Annotated in this window: 18 protein-coding genes, 1 tRNA gene and 1 pseudogene; 2 read left to right on the top strand and 18 right to left on the bottom strand. The window is 43.8% G+C overall.

Going from position 1 to position 19,679, the window contains the following annotated elements; all coding sequences use genetic code 11:
* Nucleotides 1-10: 10 nt before the first annotated feature.
* The 14 genes from MOB98_RS05365 to MOB98_RS05300 form a co-directional block, all read right to left on the bottom strand.
* Entirely contained in the window at nucleotides 11-793 is a 783-nt protein-coding gene (locus tag MOB98_RS05365) for an enoyl-CoA hydratase (RefSeq protein ID WP_268360711.1), read from the bottom strand.
* Between the two features lie 19 nt (nucleotides 794-812).
* Nucleotides 813-1,712 (bottom strand): hydroxymethylglutaryl-CoA lyase, encoded by a 900-nt coding sequence (gene ldeG, locus MOB98_RS05360; RefSeq protein ID WP_268360710.1) that lies wholly within the window; start codon nucleotides 1,710-1,712, stop codon nucleotides 813-815.
* A gap of 14 nt (nucleotides 1,713-1,726) precedes the next feature.
* Nucleotides 1,727-1,948, bottom strand: a complete 222-nt coding sequence (locus MOB98_RS05355; RefSeq protein WP_268360709.1) for an acetyl-CoA carboxylase biotin carboxyl carrier protein subunit — start codon at nucleotides 1,946-1,948, stop codon at nucleotides 1,727-1,729.
* 14 nt (nucleotides 1,949-1,962) lie between these two features.
* Nucleotides 1,963-3,297 (bottom strand): acetyl-CoA carboxylase biotin carboxylase subunit, encoded by a 1,335-nt coding sequence (locus MOB98_RS05350; RefSeq protein ID WP_268360708.1) that lies wholly within the window; start codon nucleotides 3,295-3,297, stop codon nucleotides 1,963-1,965.
* Between the two features lie 9 nt (nucleotides 3,298-3,306).
* Entirely contained in the window at nucleotides 3,307-4,956 is a 1,650-nt protein-coding gene (locus MOB98_RS05345) for an AMP-binding protein (RefSeq protein WP_268360707.1), read from the bottom strand.
* Between the two features lie 41 nt (nucleotides 4,957-4,997).
* The gene (locus MOB98_RS05340) at nucleotides 4,998-6,140 is read right to left on the bottom strand and encodes an acyl-CoA dehydrogenase (protein ID WP_268360705.1); all 1,143 of its coding nucleotides are present in this window, start codon (nucleotides 6,138-6,140) and stop codon (nucleotides 4,998-5,000) included.
* Nucleotides 6,141-6,230: 90 nt separating this feature from the next.
* Nucleotides 6,231-6,554, bottom strand: a complete 324-nt coding sequence (locus MOB98_RS05335) for a DUF5367 family protein (protein ID WP_268360740.1) — start codon at nucleotides 6,552-6,554, stop codon at nucleotides 6,231-6,233.
* A 90-nt stretch (nucleotides 6,555-6,644) separates the two neighbouring features.
* Entirely contained in the window at nucleotides 6,645-7,226 is a 582-nt protein-coding gene (locus tag MOB98_RS05330) for a TetR/AcrR family transcriptional regulator (protein ID WP_268360704.1), read from the bottom strand.
* A gap of 93 nt (nucleotides 7,227-7,319) precedes the next feature.
* Entirely contained in the window at nucleotides 7,320-7,886 is a 567-nt protein-coding gene (locus MOB98_RS05325; protein WP_268360703.1) for a GNAT family N-acetyltransferase, read from the bottom strand.
* 119 nt (nucleotides 7,887-8,005) lie between these two features.
* Nucleotides 8,006-9,538 (bottom strand): glycoside hydrolase family 10 protein, encoded by a 1,533-nt coding sequence (locus MOB98_RS05320; RefSeq protein ID WP_268360702.1) that lies wholly within the window; start codon nucleotides 9,536-9,538, stop codon nucleotides 8,006-8,008.
* A 152-nt stretch (nucleotides 9,539-9,690) separates the two neighbouring features.
* Nucleotides 9,691-10,083 (bottom strand): DUF1360 domain-containing protein, encoded by a 393-nt coding sequence (locus MOB98_RS05315; RefSeq protein WP_268360701.1) that lies wholly within the window; start codon nucleotides 10,081-10,083, stop codon nucleotides 9,691-9,693.
* A 424-nt stretch (nucleotides 10,084-10,507) separates the two neighbouring features.
* Complete coding sequence (dacB, locus tag MOB98_RS05310) at nucleotides 10,508-11,986, bottom strand: D-alanyl-D-alanine carboxypeptidase/D-alanyl-D-alanine-endopeptidase (RefSeq protein WP_268367282.1); 1,479 nt, start codon at nucleotides 11,984-11,986, stop codon at nucleotides 10,508-10,510.
* 33 nt (nucleotides 11,987-12,019) lie between these two features.
* Nucleotides 12,020-12,997, bottom strand: a complete 978-nt coding sequence (galM, locus tag MOB98_RS05305; RefSeq protein WP_268362887.1) for an aldose 1-epimerase — start codon at nucleotides 12,995-12,997, stop codon at nucleotides 12,020-12,022.
* A gap of 132 nt (nucleotides 12,998-13,129) precedes the next feature.
* On the bottom strand, nucleotides 13,130-14,521 hold the full coding sequence (locus tag MOB98_RS05300) for an MATE family efflux transporter (RefSeq protein ID WP_268367281.1): 1,392 nt from the start codon (nucleotides 14,519-14,521) through the stop codon (nucleotides 13,130-13,132).
* A 281-nt stretch (nucleotides 14,522-14,802) separates the two neighbouring features.
* Between MOB98_RS05300 and iseA the strand changes: the two genes are divergently transcribed.
* Nucleotides 14,803-15,348, top strand: a complete 546-nt coding sequence (gene iseA, locus MOB98_RS05295) for a DL-endopeptidase inhibitor IseA (protein ID WP_268367280.1) — start codon at nucleotides 14,803-14,805, stop codon at nucleotides 15,346-15,348.
* Nucleotides 15,349-15,438: 90 nt separating this feature from the next.
* Here iseA and MOB98_RS05290 read toward each other — a convergent pair.
* From MOB98_RS05290 to MOB98_RS05280, 3 genes are all read right to left on the bottom strand, one after another.
* Nucleotides 15,439-15,511, bottom strand: a tRNA-Arg gene (locus MOB98_RS05290).
* Nucleotides 15,512-15,562: 51 nt separating this feature from the next.
* Nucleotides 15,563-16,108: a site-specific integrase gene (locus tag MOB98_RS05285; RefSeq protein ID WP_268362898.1), complete on the bottom strand. Its 546-nt coding sequence runs from the start codon at nucleotides 16,106-16,108 to the stop codon at nucleotides 15,563-15,565.
* Nucleotides 16,109-16,423: 315 nt separating this feature from the next.
* Complete coding sequence (locus MOB98_RS05280; protein ID WP_024121629.1) at nucleotides 16,424-16,654, bottom strand: excisionase family DNA-binding protein; 231 nt, start codon at nucleotides 16,652-16,654, stop codon at nucleotides 16,424-16,426.
* 184 nt (nucleotides 16,655-16,838) lie between these two features.
* Between MOB98_RS05280 and ggt the strand changes: the two genes are divergently transcribed.
* Nucleotides 16,839-18,602 carry a gamma-glutamyltransferase gene (ggt, locus tag MOB98_RS05275; protein WP_268362897.1) on the top strand — a complete coding sequence of 588 codons (1,764 nt, stop codon included), beginning with the start codon at nucleotides 16,839-16,841 and terminating at the stop codon, nucleotides 18,600-18,602.
* Between the two features lie 144 nt (nucleotides 18,603-18,746).
* On the opposite strand, the pseudogene MOB98_RS05270 reads toward ggt, so the two are convergent.
* A pseudogene (locus MOB98_RS05270) lies at nucleotides 18,747-19,599 on the bottom strand (LysR family transcriptional regulator).
* Between the last annotated feature and the right edge of the window lie 80 nt (nucleotides 19,600-19,679).

The raw sequence follows: 19,679 nt of genomic DNA, 5'->3' as shown, positions 1-19,679 counted from the left end.
TGCCTCCCTTTTATATTCCTTTGTATACGGCCCGTCTTTTTTCTTGAAACGCCTGAAGCCCTTCTCTCCTGTCTTTTGTTGGAATGGTATGTTCATAAGCTTTTTGTTCAATTGCCAGGCCTGTAGCGAGGTCTGTTTCCAATCCTTTATTGATTGCAAATTTAGCCTGACGGACAGCAATCGGCCCGTTGGCAGAAATAACTGCGGCCAGTTCCTCCGCTTTTGGCATGAGGTCACGAGGAGCCGTGACTTGCTCGACAAGGCCTATCTCTTTTGCTTTGTGTGCTGTTACGCGATTTCCTGTATAAATTAATTCTTTTGCTTTTCCTCTGCCAATCAGACGCGGCAGCCTTTGGGTTCCTCCAGCGCCCGGGATAATGGCTAACCCTGTTTCCGGCAGGCCCAGCATGGCAGATTCAGCTGCGATTCGAAGGTCGCATGCCATTGCCAATTCAAGACCGCCGCCTAAGGCGCTACCGTTCATCGCAGCGATGACCGGCTGCGGCAAGGCTTCAAGTAGAGCCGCGGTTCTTTGAATGAGAGATACACTTTCAAGTACCTGATCTTCTTTCAGCTTTATCCTTTCTTTCAAATCTGCCCCCGCACAAAACGCTTTTTCACCGGTGCCTGTGAGGATGACGCAGCGGATGTTTGAGTTGAATTCAATTTTCTGAAGAATCAATTGCAGGTTTCTAAGCATTTCCGCTGAAAGTGCGTTTGCCGCCTGAGGCCTGTTTAAGGTGATCACGGCAATATGTTCATTTTGGATAGTAAATAGAATCGATTCTCCCATTGTTTTTTCCTCTCTTTTATCAAGATGATTTATATACCTGTAAATTTCGGCTCGGCAGCTGTTTGCCCATTTTTTTCTCTATCCATTTGGCTGCGGATAGCAGTTTTTCGAGCTTTACATTTGTTTTGATGTCCATCTGTTCAAGCATGTATACGATATCCTCAGTTGCGGCGTTTCCTGACGAGCCAGGAGCATATGGACATCCCCCAAGCCCGCCTGCCGAGCCGTCGAACACCGTGATGCCCATTTGGAGAGCTGTGACCATGTTGGCGAGCGCCGTTCCTCTCGTATCATGAAAATGCAGGGCGATTTGATTGGCTGGAAATCGGGCCAAAAGTGCTTCGAGCACGGTTTCTACTTGGGCAGGATTTGCCGCTCCGATTGTGTCACCTAGCGACAGTTCAGAGATCCCAAATTCAAATAGAGCTTCAGAAAGGCGAATGATTTGATCAATGGGGACATCTTTTTCGTATGGACAGCCGAAAACGGTTGAGAGGTAGGCTCTTGTTGTGAGGTTTGCTTTTTTTGCGTCATCGTTTACTTGTTTGAGAATGTGAAGTGTATCAGCAGTGGATTTGTTGATGTTTTTTCTGTTGTGCGTCTCGCTTGCAGACATAAAGACACAAGCTTCGTTAATGCCTCCTTCAAGCGCATTCTCCAGCCCCTTTTGGTTCGGGACAAGTGCCGCGTACGTTACCCCTTCTACACGGTCGATGCCTTTTGCCACGTCGATTGCATCTCGAAGTGCGGGAATCCATTTCGGGTGAACGAAGGATGTGATTTCGATATATGAAAGCCCAGTCCGGGAAAGCTGGTTGATCCAGGCGATTTTATCTTCGGTTGCGATCCATACGGGCTCGTTTTGTAAGCCGTCACGCGGACCGACTTCTTTGATTGTCACTTTTTTAGGATATGACATGGTCTTCCTCCAGTTTATTGCGTGGAATCGCTCAGTTCGAGCAGCACATCTCCCTCATTCACGAAATCTCCCTCATTTTTTTTGACTTCTTTTACGGTTCCGCTTCTGTCTGCAACGATCGGAATCTCCATTTTCATTGACTCCAAAATGGCAACTTCCTGGCCTTTCTTTATTTGGTCGCCCGCTTGGACGTGCACTTTCCATAGGTTTCCCGCCATCTGTATCTTAACTGTCATATGAACGGCCTCCTTTATAAATGTTGTTTCAAAAAGTCAGTCGTGACATCCCCTTCTTTAAATGCTTTTGATCCGGCAGCCTGTATGAGGAGCGGAAGATTTGTTTTGATTCCCTCTATCCGGTAGTCACGGAGCGCCGTCTCCAGCTTTTCAATTGCCTCCGCTCTGTTTTTGCCTTTGACAATCATTTTGGCGATCATCGGGTCATAAAAAGGGGTGACAGTACTGTCTTTTGCTACCGCGCATTCGTGTCTGACCCCTTTTTGGCCAGGAAGTGAAAACGCGGTGATCGTGCCTGGTGACGGGTAGAAGGTCTTGGGATCTTCCGCGTATATTCGAACTTCTATCGCATGCCCGTTTCGTTTGATGTCTTGCTGGGAGAATGTGAGTGTATGGCCCGCAGCAATCCGCAGCTGCTGCTCAACTAAGTCCAGGCCTGTTATTTCTTCAGTCACGGGGTGTTCAACTTGCAATCTCGTATTCATTTCAAGGAAATAAAAGTTTTGACTCGGGTCAACTATAAATTCAATCGTTCCTGCGTTTGTATAGCCGATCGCCTTCGCTGCTTTTACGGCCGTTTCCCCGATCTTCATTCTCAGTTCATCATCTAAAAATGGTGACGGCGCTTCTTCAATAACCTTTTGGTGGCGCCTTTGAACAGAGCAATCGCGTTCAAACAGGTGTACTGTATGGCCGTGCTGATCCGCCAAAAGCTGAACTTCGATATGGCGGGCATGTTCAATGACTTTCTCTATATACATCGACCCGTCACCGAAAAAATCTGCAGCGCGCTTTTTGTTTCCCTCGTACGCCTTTATTAAGTCTTCCTCGTTTTGGACAAGCTGCATTCCAATGCCTCCCCCGCCCGCTGAAGCTTTCAGCATGACAGGATAGCCAATTTGATTTGCAGCGCGGCAGGCTGCCTGAATGTCTCCGAGGGATTCAGAAACACCGGGAACGACAGGGACACCTGCGGCTTCCATTGTTTTGCGTGCTTCAATTTTGCTCCCCATTTTTGCAATGATATCGGGAGATGGTCCAATAAACACGATGTTTTCCTGCTTGCAGCGTTCGGCGAAGCGGCTGTTTTCTGATAATAACCCATAGCCGGGATGGATGGCGCCGGCATTTGCTTTTTTCGCCGTCTCTATGATTCTCTCTATATTTAAATAGCTTTCATTGACTCTCGATTCACCTATTCGATAAGCCTCTGTGGCTGCCTTAGTATGTGGCGCATCTCTGTCTGCTTCAGAATAAACTGCAACGGTTTTTATGCCGAGACGGCTGCACGTACGGATGATCCTCATTGCAATTTCTCCGCGATTAGCGATCAGTACTTTTGAAAACATGACTTCACCTCATTGACTTGATGATAAGCGGTACATGTCAATCGTTTTTTCACGCAGCTTATATTTTTGAATCTTGCCTGAAGCCGTCATCGGGTACTCGTCTGTAAAAATAACATAACGCGGAATTTTGTGGCGCGCGATTTTCCCTTTGCAGTAGGCTTTAAGTTCATCAGGTGAAACACTCTTACCGTCTTTCAGCTTAATCCAGGCAGCTGCCTCCTCTCCGAATTTTGCGTCAGGGACACCAACGACCTGTACATCTAAAATGGCGGGATGCCGGTATAGGAATTCTTCGATTTCCCGCGGATAAATGTTCTCACCGCCTCTGATGAGCATATCTTTTAATCTTCCAGTAATACGGCAGTACCCGTCTTCATCCATGACAGCAAGATCACCGGTGAACAGCCATCCGTCGGGATTGATTGCTTCTCTGGTCGCTTCGTCGTCTTTATAGTAGCCTTTCATGACATGATAGCCGCGGGTGCATAGCTCTCCCTGCACGCCTCTTTGAACTTCTCGACATGTCCCAGGTTCTACGATTTTTACTTCTGCATGCGGTAAGGCTCGGCCAGTTGTTTCGACCCTTCTGATGAAGGAATCATTTGCTCTTGTTTGCGTAATAACCGGTGATGCTTCGGTTTGTCCATAGGCGATTGTAATGTCTGTCATGCCCATCTTTTCAATCACGGCTTTCATCACCTCGCTTGGACAGGGTGAGCCGGCCATGATGCCTGTTCGGAGTGTTGATAGATCATATGCATTAAAATCCGGATGATGCAGCTCTGAGATAAACATGGTCGGTACGCCATGAAGCGCTGTGCATTTCTCTTTTTCGACTGTCTTGAGGACAGTAACGGGATCAAATTCTTGTACAGGTATCATGACTGCCCCGACTGACACACACGCCAAAACCCCAAGCACGCATCCGAAGCAGTGAAAAAACGGAACTGGGATGCACATGCGGTCTTGAGAGGTTAACACCATACATTCTGCGATATTGACAGCGTTATTGATGACATTAAAATGCGTAAGCATCACGCCTTTAGGAAACCCTGTCGTACCTGATGTGTATTGCATGTTAATCACATCGTCTTTTTCAAGGCTGTTCATTCTTGCTTCCAGTTCAGCATCCGTCACTGTTTTCGCCAATATCTCTATATCGTCCCAATGATACATGCCAGGAAAGCGTTTTTCGCCAATATGAATGAGCGTTTTTAAAAAGGGATAACGTTCTGAGTTCAGCTGGCCGGGCTTTGCTTCCTGCGACTCTGGAATTAGGCTGTTCACGATATCTGTGTAAGAAGTGCCCCGGTAAGAATCCATGACAATAAGCGCCGCAGCATCTGATTGCTTCAGCAAGTAATCGAGCTCGTGTGCTTGATAATTGGTATTGACGGTAACGAGCACGGCTCCGATTTTCGCGGTGGCGAACTGAACGGCAAGCCATTCGGGGATATTCGAAGCCCATATGGCTACGTGGTCTCCTTTCCCAAGTCCCATCCGCATAAGTCCTTTAGCAGTTTGACGGCACAGACTGTTAAATTGGGCGTACGTATAGCGGATATTTCTGTCTGGATAAACAACCGCTTCTTGATCGGGATAGGTTTCAGCGATTTGTTCCAGCAGTCTGCCGATTGTGGAATGGATGAGTTCAGCCATGCAATGTTCCTCCTTTCCAAGTGATCGAAAGCGTTTACATTTTATTTTAAAAGCTGTCTGGCGATCACGATACGCTGAATTTCAGATGTGCCTTCACCGATTTCCATTAATTTTGCGTCCCGCAGCATCCGTTCTACCCCATATTCTTTCATGTAGCCTGAACCTCCATGGATTTGAATGGCTTGATTGCAAGCCCTTGTCGCCATTTCAGATGCAAACAGCTTGGCATACGCCGCTTCTTTTGTGAACGGGCGGTGATGGTCTTTCAGCCAAGCAGCTTTTAACACCATTTGCCGGGCCAGATCAATTTCCATCGCCATGTCGGCAAGCTTAAATTGAATCGCCTGAAAGGAAGAAATCGGCTGTCCGAACTGCTTTCGTTCTTTCGCGTATGCCAATGATGCTTCAAGTGCCGCTTGGGCAATGCCGACTGCAAGAGCAGCAATGGAGATCCGACCGCCGTCAAGCGTGTAGAGAAACTGCTTAAACCCTTTTGTTGGATCGCCAAGTAAGTTGCCCGCGGGCACTCTGACATCCTCTAACAAAATTTCCGCTGTATTTGAACCGCGGACGCCCATTTTATCGTACGGGCTTGTGATCGTAAGTCCAGGTGTGTCAGTTGGCACGATGAATGCGGAGATGATGTTTTTCCCGTCTTTGTTTTTGCCTGTTACTGCGGTCACAATCACCGTGCGTGCGTAGCTTGCATTCGTGATCCAGCATTTTTCCCCGTTGATTACATACTCGTCACCGTTTGTAATCGCTTTTGTTTGAGTTCCTCCTGCATCTGAGCCGGCGTTTGGTTCCGTCAGGCCGAATGACCCGAGTGCTTTGCCCGAGGCCAGCGGAGTCAAATGCGTCTGTTTTTGTTCTTCTGTTCCAAAGTAATAAAGAGGACTTGCGCCGAGCGAGACTGCTGCTGCATAACTTAATCCAGTACTGCCGCAAGCTTTGCCGATTTCTTCAACTGCTAAGGCATATGAAATCGTATCTCCGCCTGACCCGCCGTATTCTTCGGGAAATGGAATACCCATCAGCCCGAGCTCACCCATTTTTTTAAATGTTTGGATCGGGAACTCGCCCGTTTGATCTACATGTTCAGCGTGAGGAGCAATTTCTTTTCTCGCAAAATCCTTTACCATTTCACGCACCATTTGCTGTTCTTTTGTCAGCTCAAAATTCACTTGCTTTCCTCCTTCACATCTTTGTAACATCCTATTAGGCGAGTTCTGTAATCATTCCCTGACAAAAGAAGTCTGAAAATTAAAACTGGATCATTTCTTATGTGAAAACATTAACGGGATGAACAAATACAGGCCATAGGCGCATACCATCCATATGGCAAACGCATTGACTTGCCCCTTTGATAGCGCCGGGAAGATAATGGGATGATTCCAAAGGGAAAACGTGTCTATCAATAAACCGACCGCTGATCCCCATAGGCCGAGCTTGATTACCGCGTACTGTGATTGATCGAGTTTTTGATAGAGAAAGAACACGAGGCATAAAACGAGAGCGGTGCCCGCTTCCAGGAGAAGAAAGTTCAACAAAAAAGGTTCTTCGGCCGGATCTGTTAAAACAGCGTCTCCAAACAGCACAAAAAATAGTGTGGCACCTAGCCAGACTAGAAATGAAAACGTGAGGACAAGCCCTAATTTTTGAGTAAACATGCTTGATCTCCTTTCGTGTTACCTCATTTTTTCAGTCAGCTTCACCAAAATCCATTCGAGCTCCTGATAAACACCTTCTGAGGAAAAATCATCGGAAATGAGAGACTGTATGGCAAGCCCGTCAATTAAAGCATTCAGCATCATTCCCCAGGTTGCCAAGGAAACGCCATCAATTGGGGATTTGCCCCACAATTGAGTGAGCTCTTCTGTCAGACATTGATTTTCAGTTTGTAGCAGATGACATAGCTGCTCTTTGATCCGTTCATTTTGGAAGCTTGATACGATCAGCGTTAAAAATAACCGATGATAATCCCCATTTTCTTTCGTTCGAGCTTTTGTGGACATCAAAGCCTCTCTCAGCTTTTCGCTTGACGGGAGCCGGCTGTTCTGTATGTTCGCCCATGAGCTGCCGCACACGTGGCGAACCACCTCCAGCATGAGGTTTTCTTTCGTGCGGAAATGATAATAAACTGTGCCTTGGCTGACACCAGCTTGTTCTGCTACTGATTTTAATGTCAGTTTTTCTAACCCGTTTTCTGTGATGCATGTCTTGGCACATTCAATGAGTGTTTCTTTGGAAATAACATTTGGTTTCGCCATGCCGCTCCTCCTTATGAATTAGTCAGTTCAATAACTAACTTATAGTTCAATCTCGTTATGCTGAACAATTTTTTGAATTTGAAAAAGAAAGATTTATACGTAATCGTTTTTAAGAAGGCCGTATATTTCTAAATCGACCACTCCTTTACCAGACCAATAGGAAGCTTGTCTGATTACTCCCTCCTTCATAAAATTGTTTTTTAAGAGGACGTTTTTTGAAGCCTCATTGGCTGGCATAACTTCAGCTTGAATTCTGTTTATATTGGCTTTCTCAAATAAAAATGAGACAAGCATGCGGACGGATTCCGTTGTAATGCCTCTCCCCCAATATTCTTCAGCCAAGTAGTAGCCAATCGTTACCATGTTTACTTTTACGTTGAAATCCATCGCTTCTATGATTCCCGCCAACGTATTCTCTTGACTTTTCGGGAAGATTCCCCATTTGATTCTGCTTTTTTTGTTGTAATCCCGATCAAAATGGCCAATCATTTTATGTACTGTTTTAATGTTATGTTTCGGGATGATACCGCAGTATTCGAATACTTTGTCATTATCATAGATTGAAAATACATCCTGCACGTGCACCTCTTCGATTTTACCTAAAACCAGATTCTCAGATTCCAATACTGGAAAATGTCCAAAAACCGCTTCTATATTCATGTGAGTCTCTCCCTCGTCTTTTTCGTTTCTTTAACAAATTCAGCGGCGTATCATAGTTTCCTGTCTGCAAAATCACTTTTTCTAAAAAAGACGACTTAGAAAGCCGTCCTGTTTATTTCTTATTTTGTTTTTCGTTTGGAAGCCTCGCTTTCGTTATGAAGCCGGTCTGCTGAAGTGACATAATACGTATACTGCTTATTTGGATCTGCCGTGTCATCTAAGAAGGTTTGCTGCTCATTTGTCTTTCTCGCGGTTGCCAGCAATGTTTTGTTCTTTTTCCCTTCGGTTCTGTATATCGCATAATAAGCTGTTTCTTTCGTTTTTTGATTTGATGGATGGTCTTGAATGTGCAGAAGATTGCCGTTTTTGTTTTCGGTCACTTTTGAGAGCTTTGGCTTTTTTGGGACTGTACTGTCAAGCCAAGGCATTTGCGGAACCAATGCCGGCTGGCTGTAAAGCTCGGTGATGAGCCTGTCTTTGATGCCAAGCGGATTTTTGTTGAGGTCTTTGAGGCTGAAATGCATGCTTCCTTTCACCAGCTCAAGCTGACGGTTCAAAGTGATTTGTCTTACATACTCCTCGGGGTCGGACCAGGGCGGATCAAAGTTGTTATTGATTTTATAAGCTGCCTGGCCAATATATAAATGAACAGGCTTATTTTTGACTTCATTGCTCCACCAATCAGCCAGCACGTCGTAAGCAGCAGCGTTAAAGCCGATGCTCCAATAGATTTGCGGGGCAATATAATCGATGTCGCCTTCTTGGATCCAATGTCTTGTATCTGCATAAAGGTCGTCATAATTTCTGACGCCTGCTTTGGTATTCGATCCGGTCGGGTCATCTGCCGCGTTTCTCCATACACCAAAGGGACTGATACCGAATTTGACATATGGTTTTGCAGCTTTAATTGTTTGATTGATTTGTTTGACAAGCCGGTTTACGTTATCCCGCCGCCAGTCATCAATATTGGAAAAAGTGGCTTTTCCGTATTGTTCGTACTGTGCTTGATCAGGAAATTCCTGTCCCGCTATTTTGTATGGGTAAAAATAATCATCCATATGAACGGCATCGATATCATAATGTTTTACGACTTCTTCAATGCCTTTAACAATAAAATCTCTCGCTTCAGGAATACCCGGATGATAATACAGTTGCTTTCCGTAGGCGGCAACCCAGTCTGGATGCTTTCTTGCCGGGTGATCCTCAGATAATTTATTGAGGTCTGTATGATTCATCGTAATACGGTAAGGGTTAAACCATGCGTGAAATTCCAAATTTCGTTTATGGGTTTCTTCAATCATAAATGCAAGAGGATCATAGCCCGGGTCTTTCCCTTGGACACCGGTTAAGTATTCAGACCAAGGTCCGTAAGCGGACGGATAAAAGGCATCTGCCGTCGGTTTAATTTGAACAATAACGGCATTCATCCCCATTTTCTGCACATCGTCCAGCAGCTTGATATACTCTTGTTTTTGGTCTTCCATAGATAACCCTTTTTTTGACGGCCAATCAATATTTAATACGGAAGCAATCCATACGGCTCTCAGCTCCCTGTCAGACTGTGCATTGGCCATAAACGGAACGGAGATGACAAACGTTCCGATGATCAAGCTGACAAGGAAACGGACAATCGACTTTTGACAAACCTTCATGCTGTTTCTTCTCCCCCATTACATCACTTTCACTATTCGCTATTACGGTATTCCCTGGCTGTAAAAGGGTGCTTAAACGGATGGAAGAAATCGGGATTTATATCTATATCACCAGATAAACGAAAAAAGTCCTGAAGCATTTTAGGGGCAGCTTAGGACTTTTTATCATTTATCATGGTTTGCAGGCTCTTTAACACATCAATGAGTTTAACGCCCACACCGACAGCTGTTTCAAGAATCGCTTGTGCTCCAGCGATGGCTAAAATAAAGATCACTGGAACTGCAATACGGGGCAAAAAAAGATAGCCGAGCCCGATCAAGATGGCACACCAAACGCCGGCACACCAGTAGCAATTGAGCATGTATCCAAAGTTAGAAGCCGGCACGCTTTTTTCGTCCACATGCCCGTTTTGATCGACGATCCTTTTCTTTTTCATAAAAGGTTTTCGGATAAACTCCGTGATTTTGTCGAATACAATCAAATGTGTCAGCCTGTAACTGGCTAGAATCAGCATGATAAAAGTAAGCCAAGAAAGATGGTCCATGACAAGCCTCCAAGAAAAAGGTTGATGTTATCATTCCCTAGTGTCCTTTATCCATTCTTGATACAAAAAGAAAGACAGACAGAGAATGGCCTCTGTCCGATAATCCAGCTTATCGTTTATGCAGTATTGCTATTTTGTCTAAAGCGCCGTTTCATAGTCAAAACCCTTCATTGTGCTATTGGAGCGGCTAATACTGCATAGATCCGATAAGGTTGTACAATTCTTTCTGTTCTATTCTCCATTCATTTTCAACAAATTATAAAGAAACGGTTGGTGACGCATAATGGAAAGCTGTTCCCTGCCTACTCGCATACAAAGGAAAGAAAGTCCGCGTTTCGTGTAATGTGTCCATTTGTTATCAACAGGGTCAGAACATTATTAAAGACATAAAAAAACCTGTTTTCCTTTGAAAACAGGTCTGCCGTTATGATTGATTTGCCAAGATGACAGCAATTTGGTCCTCAATATCTTTTCCATCCTCGTCATCAATCAATCCGTTTAAAAGAATAGAAAAAACAAGGGTTTTTCCGCTCTTAGTTTCTGCATACCCGGATAAAGAGCTGACTGTGCTTAGTGATCCGGTTTTGGCTCTTACTTTTCCTTGTGCAGGTGTGTCTTTCAAGCGGTTCCTCAGCGTTCCGCCTATCATTCTGTCACTATTGCCTGCTACAGGCAGAGAATGTAGATAAGATGGGAACCATTTCTCATCCTGAATGTCATACAACAGCTGAGAGATTTGATCTGAAGATACAGTATTAATATGAGAGACTCCTGATCCGTCCCTTAAAACGAGTGATTTGGAGTCGATGCCGAAGTTCGGAAGACTGCTGTTTACCACTTCAAGTCCCTTTTCCCAGCTCCCCTCTTCTTTTTTCACTTTCCCCATTTCTTTAACGAGTACTTCTGCATGTCCGTTATTGCTTAATTTCATAAACGGAACAAATAGTTTTGATAGAGGCATTGAGTGATGAGAGATTAGCACGTCTGAGGAACTGGGTGCTGCACCCGTCTTGATGTTCCCTTTTACAGTAATTCCTTGTTTTTTTAGCGCCTGCTTAAATAAATCCAAAGCGTAACCGGTTGGCTCCCAGACGGCAATCCAATCCTTTGTCTTGCTTGCGTCAACCGGTATGCTTCCTTCAATTATAATCGTGTTTGTGCCATGCTCTCTTTCAATCGTGAGGTCTTTCTTTTGGCCAGCCGCAGTCGTTTCGGCATTGTTCTTAATCGTTACATAATCCGTCTGCGGAGATACAGAAACGGCAGGCTTATTCCCCTCTTTTTTACCTGGGGTGACCTCTATAATCACAGTGCCTGCATCATAATCATCATTCGGAGACGCTGTTAACGCGGAGATTTGTGCGCCGTAATAGGTGGATTCATCACTCCATGGCATATCAGGCGATAATCGGATGTCATCATACCATGTGTCATCACCGATCAGATTGCCTTTAATCTCTTTCACACCGGACTGTTTCAATTTCTTAGCCATTTCTTCAAAATCAGATGGTAATAGTGTCGGGTCTCCTTTCCCTTTCAAATAAAGGTTCCCATTTAGCTTTTTCCCTTTGAGGGTGCCGTCAGTCCGGACCTCGGTTGTAAAAGAATGGTTCTCGCCAAGGACAGAAAGTGCTGCGGCTGCTGTCAAAAGCTTCAGAGAGGAGGCGGGCCTCATCCGGACGTCTCCTGAATGCTCATATAAAACAGCGCCTGTTTCCGCAGAACGAACCGTGATGCCTGCCATTGCGCCTTTAAGTGCAGGATGATCAGCTAACACCTTATTGATCTGTCCGGCAAGTGCATCTTGTTTTTCAGCGGCCTGTGCAGCTTGATGCATATAAGGAACCGAAGCAACGATGAAAAGCAGCAAAACAGCAATATAAAGCTTTATGCTTTTTTTCATTTCTTTACCCGCCTCTCTCATCCTCATCTTTGGTTATTGATGATTCAGTTCAATGGTGATACTGCTTTTGGCTGTTGTTTCTTCTCCCGGCTCCAGCACTTGTACACCAGTGAGTGATGGAGACATGTCAAGGTTCACAGCATTTGTCACCCATGTATAAGGTTCAGGGCATAAATACCCCTGTTTTCCGTCCGCGTTGTATACGACCCAATGTTTAAATTGATCATCTGCTTTATAGATAATGCTTATGTGTGCATGCTGATGATAAATGACTGCCTGGTTTTCTCCGCCTCTCTTCTGATAAGAAGATAAAAAGACATCATCCAGCTGCTTGTGGCGTAAATCCATTCCATCGTGCAGAACTTCTTTATTCGGTACATCCATCAGTTTTCCAGTCGGCAGCAGACGTTCATCCAACTCCCATTGCTGATCTGCTGTCAGTGAGAATAATGAGCTTTCTTCTGGAAATACAAATGTCGTATGATAGCCGATTCCCCAAGGAAACGCTTCCTTTCCTTTGTTCATAATGGTCGCATGTTTAAATAGAGTATTCCCCTTTAGCGTATATGTCATCCGAACGACGGCATGATGCGGAAATTGCTTATATACATGGGGAAGCCCTGAAAGGTCAATTTCAGTTTCAACGATCACTTTTTCATCAGTTTGCTTCATGGTCACCACGTTCCACTTTTCCTGATAAAGAAACCCGTGAAGATGATTGTGTTTATCCTTTTCGTTGATATCAAAATGATACGTTCTGCCCCGAAAGCTGAAAGTTCCGTCACTGATCCGGTTAGGAGGAAACAGGATGGGAATGCCATACAATGTAGGTGTCTTGTGAAAGCTTTCTGCTGTTTCCGGTTCACGTAAAAGCTGCATCTTTGTCGCTTTGTCTGTGAGAGAAATGACGTTGCTCCCCCACTCAGGAACGACAATCATTTCTACATGCTCATTGCCCGCTTTGATGGCGGGCGTTCCTAAATACATCATTTTCTCAATATAGTTTGCCATGTGCACTCAACCTCTCTTTGATTCATTGCTTGTATAACAATTCAATGTACTGTGCCATATTTCCTCCATTTTAGATTTTCCCTATTAAATAAAAAAGCACCGCTCAAATCATGAACGGTGTGATTCGTAAGACTATTGGATGAGACGTGTAATTTGTTTCTTTTTCCACACGAATTGGTAATACACATAAATTAGCAGCAAGCTGACGGCAAACGCAGCTGGATAGCCAACCCAGACGCCAAGAATTTCAAGTTTTGTATAGTGGGAAAGAACGAACGCGACAGGCACTTCAATACCCCAAATGGAGAAAATGCTGATAACGGTTGGCCATAAAACGGTTCCGCTTGCCCGCATCGTCGCGGAAATAATTTGAGCATTTCCAAACAGCAAATAGCTCCACAATGTAATCATCAAGAGTCGGTGTGCGATGTAAAGTGTGTCTTGCTCGGTTAAAAATAACCCTAAAATCTGATGTGAAAAAACATAGATTAGAATGATCAGCACGCCGCCGATGATATAATTCAGCCAAATCCCGACGCGAATGACCTGTTTCAGGCGGTCAAACTCGTTTGCTCCGATCGATTGTGCAGCAAAAATAGATACTGCAATGCCGAGGCTGACGGCCGGCATCTGCACATAACTCGCTACCTGGTTGACCACTCCGTATGCAGCTGTCGCATTAGAACCGTAATGGTTGACGAATGAGATAACCGCTATCTCTGATAATGAGACGAGAATCATATTGATGCTTGATGGAATCCCTAGACGCAGCAGGAGAGCCAGCAGCTCCTTATCCATCTTTAAATAGTGCCGCACGGTTTTATCAAATTGCAGCGGATGGTTTCGTTTTCGCAAATACACCATTAACACAATAAAAGTCGCAATCGTAGAAATGACGGTTGCATATGCGGAGCCGTATATTCCAAGTTTCGGCAACCCGAACATGCCAAGAATCAGGAGAGGCAACAGCGCTATGTTGATGACCGTGCTCACGATCAGCGTATAAAACGGTGTCTTAGAATCCCCTGTTCCGCGCAAAAACGTGGTATATGCAAAATATAAAAACATAAAAGGCATAGCGTAAAATAAAATACGTGCATAGTTGGCACTGACATCAATGACATTTTCAGGCGTGCCCATTAAACGAAGAATATCCAATGTAAAAATACTGCCGATGACGGCTAACACAACCCCTAATAAAAACGTAAACGTGAGCGTTGTTCCGACAACAGCCTTTAACCGCTCCTCATTCTTCGCCCCGTAGGCTTGTCCGATCAGGATCGAACTTCCTGAACCAATCCCTATCGTAAATGAGATTAAAAGAAAAAATAACGGGAAAAAGGATGATACAGCTGCCACGGCATCAACGCCAAGCCATCTGCCTACAGCCATCATCCCGACAAGCTGGCCGACTGATTGCAGCACATTGCTTAGCAAAAGCGGCACTAAAAAGAGTGACATGGACCGCCAAACAGATGGCTTGTTTTTCTTCTGAGTTACAAGTTGTTCTTGTGATGTTTCCATATTGAAGGACTCCTTTTGAAATCGTTTTTAAACGTATTTCTGTTCTTTTTACAAAAACAGGATATGTAACATGTTATTATTCATCACTGTCCATATGAAACCCTTCTCGATTCTTCTAATTTTACACATCTTTTTAGCTTATGAAGAATAAACTAGCAAGTAACAGCCTATTTCTTATGAATAAAAGAAAAAAATAATCTATGCAAAAGTATTGTAATCTATACGTAATTATTGTAACATTTGTAACATAAGAGAAAGAGATTTTGAAGGAGTGACTCACAATGAAAAAATGTCTTCTATTTTTAACAACTATTGCACTTATTCTGTCATTGAGCACAAATGCATTTGCGAAAAATACTTCAGGTGATTTATCACAAAAACAAGCACTGCAGCTGGCATTGTCAGCTAGAGAGCACTTTTGGAACACAATGAGCGGCCATAACCCAAAAGAGAAAAAAGCAGTTTGCCCATCTGGCACATTTGAATATCAAAATCTTCAATATGTGTACATGTGCAGTGATCTCGGCACTAAAGCAAAAGCCGTAAATTACTTAACTCCTATTTTCACAAAAACAGCAATCGAAAAAGGCTTTAAAGATTATCATTTCACTGTTTCAAAAGGAAAACTAGCAGTTCCAATCGGCGACGGAGACAACCTTCTGAATTGGAAAAAGTCAACTGCTAAAGTGATCTCTAAAAAAGGCGGCACAGTCACATATGAATTTACCGTTCCTACTTTAGACGGATCACCTGCAGCGAAACGGAAAGTGACATTTGTAAAAGAAAATAAAAAATGGAAAGTCAACAAATTTGACGCAGTTATATAAGAAAAACGCCCGGTGTATGCGGGCGTTTTTTATTAGGCATAAAAGAAAGACAACAGGCGAAAAGCCCATTGTCTTTCTTTCGTTATATTACGCTCTAGGAGAGATTCGAACTCCCGACCTGCAGTTTAGGAAACTGCTGCACTATCCGCTGTGCTACTAGAGCTTTTGTATTTATATAGTAGCTCTGATAATCAATATTTTCAAGCTGTTTGTATTAAAGCCCTCCAAAAACCTTATACGCGGCTCTTGTCGTATCTTCATCAATACCGATATACCGCATAGTAATCGAGGGTGATGAGTGATTTAATATTCTCTGCAGTTCGGCAATGTCTTTTGTCCGCTGATAAAAATGATAGCCAAACGTTTTTCGGAGCGTATGCGTCCCTATCTCCTCGAGTCCGCACGCCGCGGCAGCTTCTCTTAAAATTCTGTAGGCCTGAATGCGGGAAATCGGCTTCCTGGTCCGGACAGATTTAAACAGATATTCGTTCTCCTTCATGTCTTCCGTGTACTCATATATTTCCTGTTTTAGTGATTCTAAAATCAGAATCTTCCTTTTCTTTTTTGTTTTGCTTTCCGTTGCCCATAAATGATCTTTATGTTTAACGTCCTTCACTTGCAGCGGCAAAATATCAGAAATGCGGAGCGCGCTGTTGATGCCGAAAATAAACAGAAAGTAATCCCGCTTGTTTTTGTTTAGCAAATATTGTTTTACTTCTTGGATTTTCTCTAAACTGCGAATCGGCTGTACAATATGCATCAAAAAACTCCTTAAAAACGGTTATGTAACGTTTTGAGGTCTATGTTACTATTATAGCTGAAAAACGTTGAATGTCAAAGCGTGACGGGATTTATGTAACATAATATACATAGTGTTACATAAGCAGACAGGAAGGCTTTCAAAAACCTCCTCCCTATTAAATAAGCTTTACATCCTCATATAAAGCTTTTAACCTCTTAGATACTTATTCCTCTTGATATCATCAAAAAGCCTCTTAAAACGAAATCTGACGCTCCTAATTTTCCGGCGTTTCTGCAAAAACATACAAAAAAAGACACAATTTCAAATTGTGTCCTAATCTTCATCCTTTACATCAATATCTTCCGGGATCGGTTCATTTAATATTTCCTGCACCAGAGCTTTGTAATTTTCCAGCTGTTCGAGATGCGTTTTGAACTGTCCCTTATAAATCAAAAATTGCTCACCGTCATGAACGGCCCTGATTTTTCCTTCGAGTACCAAGCTTTTAATATAATCCTCTGAAAGATTTGCATATTCTGCTGTTTCTTTAATCGTTAAATACATATAGAAATCCTTTCTTAATCCGTATGCTGATTCTAATATAGCACATGGCTCATAACAATATAATCAATTTCGCACAGAAAAACGGGTGAATGCTCGATATAATATACCATTTGTCACTTGTGAAAACGCTGTAATTTTCTTACGCTAAGATTGTAACATTACAGCTTCATATAGGAGGGAGAACATGAAAAGAACGTGGAACGTCTGTTTAACAGCTCTGCTTAGTGTTCTGTTAGTCGCTGGAATTGTTCCTTTTCACGCGGAAGCTAAAAAGCCGCCCAAAAGCTATGACGAGTACAAACAAGTAGATGTTGGGAAAGACGGCATGGTTGCTACTGCACATCCTCTCGCTTCGGAAATCGGTGCAGATGTACTGAAAAAAGGAGGAAATGCCATTGACGCAGCAGTTGCCATTCAATTTGCTCTTAATGTAACAGAGCCGATGATGTCAGGCATTGGCGGCGGCGGTTTTATGATGGTGTATGACGGAAAAACAAAGGATACAACGATCATCGACAGCCGTGAACGCGCTCCGGCAGGCGCAACTCCCGATATGTTTCTCGATGAAGACGGAAAAGCGATTCCTTTCTCTGAACGTGTGACAAAAGGTACTGCCGTCGGTGTTCCAGGTACACTGAAAGGGCTGGAAGAAGCCTTGGATAAATGGGGAACCCGTTCAATGAAGCAATTAATTACCCCTTCTATTAAACTCGCTGAAAAAGGCTTTCCGATTGACTCAGTATTGGCAGATGCCATTTCTGATTACCAGGAAAAGCTGTCACGGACTGCTGCAAAAGATGTATTTTTGCCAAATGGCGAGCCGCTTAAAGAAGGCGATACGCTGGTTCAAAAGGATTTGGCAAAAACGTTTAAGCTTATTCGCTCGAAAGGCACTGACGCTTTTTACGAAGGAAAATTCGCCAAAGCGCTTTCTGACACAGTACAGGACTTCGGCGGATCAATGACGAAAAAAGATTTAGAAAATTACGACATTACAATCGATGAGCCGATTTGGGGAGACTATCAAGGCTATCAAATCGCCACTACTCCTCCTCCAAGCTCTGGCGGTATTTTCTTATTGCAAATGCTGAAAATACTTGATGATTTTAACCTTTCACAGTACGATGTCCGCTCATGGGAAAAATATCAACTGCTTGCTGAAACGATGCATTTGTCTTATGCCGACCGTGCGTCTTACGCAGGTGATCCCGAATTTGTAAACGTTCCTCTCAAAGGCCTGCTTCACCCCGACTATATTAAAGAACGCCAGCAATTAATCAGCCTAGAACAAGTGAATAAAAAACCGAAAGCCGGCGATCCTTGGAAATACCAAGAAGGATCGGCAAACTATAAGCAAGTCGAACAGCCGAAAGACAAAGTAGAAGGCCAAACAACTCACTTTACAGTTGCCGATCGCTGGGGAAATGTTGTTTCGTATACGACGACAATTGAACAGCTATTCGGAACGGGCATTATGGTCCCTGATTACGGTGTCATTTTAAACAATGAATTAACTGATTTTGATGCAGTTCCAGGCGGAGCTAACGAAGTACAGCCAAACAAACGGCCTTTAAGCAGTATGACCCCGACTATTTTATTTAAGGATGGCAAACCCGTCCTCACCGTCGGATCTCCTGGCGGGGCCACCATTATTTCGTCCGTTTTGCAAACCATTCTCTATCACATCGAGTATGGCATGGAATTAAAAGCGGCTGTTGAAGAGCCGAGAATTTACACAAACAGCATGAGCTCCTACCGCTACGAAGACGGAGTTCCTGAAGATGTCCTCAGTAAACTAAACGACATGGGCCACAAATTCGGCAAGAGCCCGGTGGATATCGGAAACGTACAAAGTATATCGATCGATCATGAAAACGGCACCTTTAAAGGCGTAGCTGATTCAAGCAGAAATGGCGCAGCGATCGGAATTGATTTAAAACGTAAATAAATAAAAAAACTGTACTCGCTTTAAATGAGTACAGTTTTTCTGTTATGCAGACCCTGTATATAAGAATATCTCCCTGTTGGTGATACTATGCCGCCGGCTTTCGTAACAATCGGCTACGCTCTTGATTCAGTTTATGAAACGGCTTCATCTTTTCATTTCGTTAATCTCATCAAGAAATGTCTGAAACGCACACGTCATAAAAAAGTCTTTCCTGTATATAAATACAATCTCTACATCTTGATACGCAGCTGGCAGCTGATGAATACATACATTCATACGATGGACGGAGCAGTCAACAGCGGATTTTGGGAGCAGCGCCGTACCCAACCCGGCGGACACTCCTCTAAAAATGGCTTCCAATGTGCCAAACTCTATCATTTTTTGATTTTGAATGCCTGCTTCCTCTAGCAATCTTTTGATCCTGTCACGGTGAGAGCAGCCCGCTCCAAAAAAGAGCATCGGCTGCCGAAGCATGTCTTCCGCCGTTCCTCCCCGTAATGAAATCAAAAACAATTCATCATGGGAAACAGGGATTTGTTTGATATCAGTGTGTTCAACCGGCCCATATACAAAAGCGCCATCAACCTTATGATCAAGAACCTGTTGAATTAAATGATGTGTATCTGCTGTGTTCACTGATAAATCAACTTCGGGAAAACGGCTGAGGAAGGCGGCCGCATGCTCGGGCAAATGCGTTACCGCCGTTGTTTCCAACGATCCGCAAAGGCCCTTTCGGATGCTGGCTCATCTGTGCCGATTTTTCAGCTTCGTCTAACAGAGATAATACTTGTTCTGCGTATTGCAATAGATTTTCTCCGGCAGCTGTCAGCTTCACCCCGCGATTCGTTCGGTGAAAAAGCTTGATCTTCAAATCTTCCTCAAGGTTATGTATTCTGGCTGTCACATTCGATTGAACATAATTCAGCATTTGCGCCGCTTTCGTTATACTTCCTTCACGGGCAACAGCCCGAAAAATCTTCAAATCTCCGCTTTCCATAGGCACTCACCTTCTTGCTAGGATAAAAAGTGATATCGGCTATCATTTTTGTTCATTTTACTTGAAGAAAAACGCTATGT

Source organism: Bacillus sp. N13C7 (assembly GCF_026790065.1).
Classification (GTDB): Bacteria; Bacillota; Bacilli; order Bacillales; family Bacillaceae; genus Bacillus.
Note: the sequence above shows the minus strand (reverse complement) of the source record. Positions and strands in the feature narration are given on the sequence as shown.